The organism is Brevundimonas sp., from assembly GCF_036659295.1.
GTDB lineage: Bacteria > Pseudomonadota > Alphaproteobacteria > Caulobacterales > Caulobacteraceae > Brevundimonas.
The window spans coordinates 1-3,139 of the sequence record NZ_JAVXCU010000144.1; the positions used below are offsets into that span (position 1 = coordinate 1).

The 3,139-nt window shown below is 57.9% G+C and carries 2 protein-coding genes and 1 tRNA gene; 1 reads left to right on the forward strand and 2 read right to left on the reverse strand.

The window, feature by feature from the left end; all coding sequences use genetic code 11:
- Nucleotides 1–1,122 (reverse strand): oligosaccharide flippase family protein (locus RSB01_RS13860; protein WP_332625720.1); only part of this gene is annotated, 1,122 nt, incomplete at its 3' end.
- Nucleotides 1,122–2,672, reverse strand: coding sequence for an exopolysaccharide biosynthesis polyprenyl glycosylphosphotransferase (locus RSB01_RS13865; protein WP_332625721.1), 1,551 nt, complete (start codon nt 2,670–2,672; stop codon nt 1,122–1,124). The genes RSB01_RS13860 and RSB01_RS13865, both read right to left, overlap by 1 nt.
- Before the next feature lie 140 nt (nt 2,673–2,812).
- Between RSB01_RS13865 and RSB01_RS13870 the strand changes: the two genes are divergently transcribed.
- A tRNA-Ser gene (locus RSB01_RS13870) sits at nt 2,813–2,904 on the forward strand.
- The last annotated feature ends 235 nt before the right edge of the window (nt 2,905–3,139 follow it).

The following is a 3,139-nucleotide window of genomic DNA, read 5'->3' on the forward strand; positions in this document are numbered from 1 at the left end:
GATCATGTTCAGGCCAATATTGGCGATGGCCGGAAAAATCATGGTCAGCAACAGCATCGATGTGCGCTTGGACAGGGTAAAAGCCTGATTGAAATAATAGTATAGCCAGCCTGAAAGGAAAGCGGATGCCGCGATCCACGGCGTGACCAAGGCCGAGGCGGTCCGAAGTTCCGGCCCGATCACCACCTCGGCGAGAGGGCGCGCTACAAGGGCCACGCCCACGGCGGCGGGCAAGGTGACCAGCAACAGTATGCGGGCCTGATCTACAGCCGCCAGTTTCAATGCGCGGCCACCGCCTTTTTCCAGCGCCATCACCAGAGCGGGTGCACCAGCGGTTCCCAGCCAGATAAAGATGATGTCTAGCGTGCGGTTCGCGATGCTGTAACTGGCATGATAGGCACCAACGGCAGCTTCGTTCATCAGCCAGCCCAGCATAAAGCGATCGGTCGAGGCGAGGATCAATGCCATGCCAAGCGACATCGAAATAGGATAGCCGTAGGCGATATAGCCTTTAAGGCGCGGGGCACTGAAACGCCCGTTGCGCGATTTGCCGCGCTCGAGAGGCAGGGCGACGGGCAGGGCCAAGAGTGGTGCGATCAGTAACCCGACCAGCGGCGAGGCTCCGCCAAGGCCCAGCCATGCGGCGGCGATACCCAGAATGAAAACGGCGAGTGTGAAATAGATGTCGAGACCGGCAGCCTGACGCACGGCACCGCGTGCCCGCAGGGCGACCTTGACCATGTTCAAAAGACAGCGGACGGGCACCCCTGCCAGACCGATGGCCATAGCAATCCGGATTTCAACGCCCAACGGTGCCCACAGGCATACGGCCACCGCGGCCGGTATGAACAGGACGCTGAGAACCAGTCCGGCGCGATAAAGCGTAGAATAAAGACTGGCCAGACCTTCGGGGGTGGCTTCACTGGCCCAATAGCGGGCCATGGCCGCTTCGATCCATGTGAAAATCAACACATGGGCCAACGAAGCAACAGAGAAGGCCAGCGCGTAAATGCCGAATTCGGTCGATGACAATAGGCGCGTAAAGACCAGTATGGTCAGAATGCCCACGATCGCCTGTATGATATTGGCCGGTAAATAGCCCAGCAGTCCGCGTACAAACATCAGCGCATTGCGACCTTGTCGCCCAGCAGAACAGGCAGGGTTCGGGCCATGATCCATAGATCGAACCAGAAGCTCTGTCGTTCGATATAGTCGATATCCAGTTGCACACGACGGCGCACATCTGCGGCACTATGCATGGGGCCGCGTGATCCTTTGATGGCGGCCCATCCGGTCATGCCGGGCTTGATGCGGTGGCGATGCGCGTATTCAGCAACAATGTCGGCAGAGACGACCTGACCTGTCTTCATGCCGATGGCGTGCGGGCGGGGCCCTACCAGACTCATCTGGCCCAGTACAACGTTCAGCAGTTGCGGTAACTCGTCCAGACTGGTGGCGCGTAAAAAACGTCCTGCACGGGTAATACGATCATCGTCTGCCGTGACTTGGCGGATGCCGGCATTATCGGCGCGATTGTGGTGCATGGTGCGAAACTTCCACACCACAATCTCTTCGTGATTAAAGCCATGACGACGTTGACGGAACAGGGCCGGTCCCCGGCTGTCCAGACGCACCCACGCGCCGATCAACAGCAAGAACGGCATTAGCGCGCACAAGGCCAGTGATCCCAGAACAAGGTCCTGAAGGCGTTTGCAAAACGCGCGGCGGTCATCATTGATCGGCGGGTTCAGCAGGTGAACCGGCGTATAGGCTAGCTTATCCAGCGCGCGGGTGATTTCATCGGCATCCGGCTCATCGCTTTGCAGCAGAACGGCAATTTTATTCGGCAGAATAGAGAGTTGGCGCTCCAGTTGGCCCACCCGGTCGGCGGCATCGGGTGATAACGTCAAGGCAATACAATCCAGATAGGGCGTCAGCCGATGTGTCAGCAAATCACTGACGGGCCCCAGTACGGGCACACCGCAGATTGCGTCTGGGCTGCGATCGGTACGATCATCGAATATGCCCAGAATATTGATGTCGCGGCGTTTCAGTGCCTGGGTAATCAATAGTTCTGCATAACGGGTAGCGCCGACCAGCACGATATTCGGCGTCAGGGCACCGTTCTTGCGACTACGAACCGCAGCGGATGCCCAGATCAGATGCAGGATGGCAATGGCGATCAGAGTTAAACCGGCCCACAACAGGTAATCGCTCCATGCTGAAACGGATGTGACGGCTTGCACGATCAATCCGGCCAGCAGGCCGACAAAAGACACCATTACCGTTGCAGCGACATGACGCCAGACGTGGCTTGAGGGACCAAAATTGTACAGATTGGCGCTAATGAGGAACCACATGGCGCACAGCCAGCCGACCGCATAGGGCGCAACCTGCGCAATCGTCAGTTGGCCAATGCTGGAAATCGCGGCGGGATAGGTCAGCCAGCCAAGAGCGAGCAGGGCGGTAATGGCGATATCCACCCCCCTATAATAGAATGTACGCAGTCGCAGCGCGTTGCGTTGACGCGCATTGACCCAGACATCGGGACGAAATGGCCCACGACGGATGTGTTGCGACGATTCTTCCGACGCATTTGATTCGGCAATATCGACGACAGCGGCCTCGTTAGAAGCCCCTGTACGCGCTCTAAATTTCAAAAATATGCTCATATTCACCCCGTCCGGCGCATAAAAGCAGCCTGGATCACGACGAAATCTGACTTGCTGGCCTATACGTGGGGTTAACAGACAAGATTTCTTGAAAACCCCGTTGCGTACCCGAAGGTTACGGGCTAACTACGCCGCCTGCCGGAGACGTGGCCGAGTGGCTGAAGGCAACGGTTTGCTAAATCGTCGTACCCTGTAAGGGGTACCGAGGGTTCGAATCCCTCCGTCTCCGCCAGAACCTTATGGGGTCTGGATTTCCCGCGAAATCAGGGGCTTATCGCAAGTGGGTGTTACATCTGGAGCAGATGAAACCCCTATGACCTACCTACGCAGGCGCGGCGCAGTTTACCAATTCCGCCGTCCGATCCCCGAGGAACTTCGGCCGATCATCGGCAAAACGGAACTGTCCTTCTCGCTTCGGACGAAAGATCGGGCAGAGGCGGCGAGGCGCTGCCGGATCGAAGCAGTCG

Bases quoted from the DNA above. Each gene is read 5' to 3' on its own strand.
- RSB01_RS13865 (WP_332625721.1), bottom strand. From the start codon at position 2,672: ATGAGCATATTTTTGAAATTTAGAGCGCGTACAGGGGCTTCTAACGAG.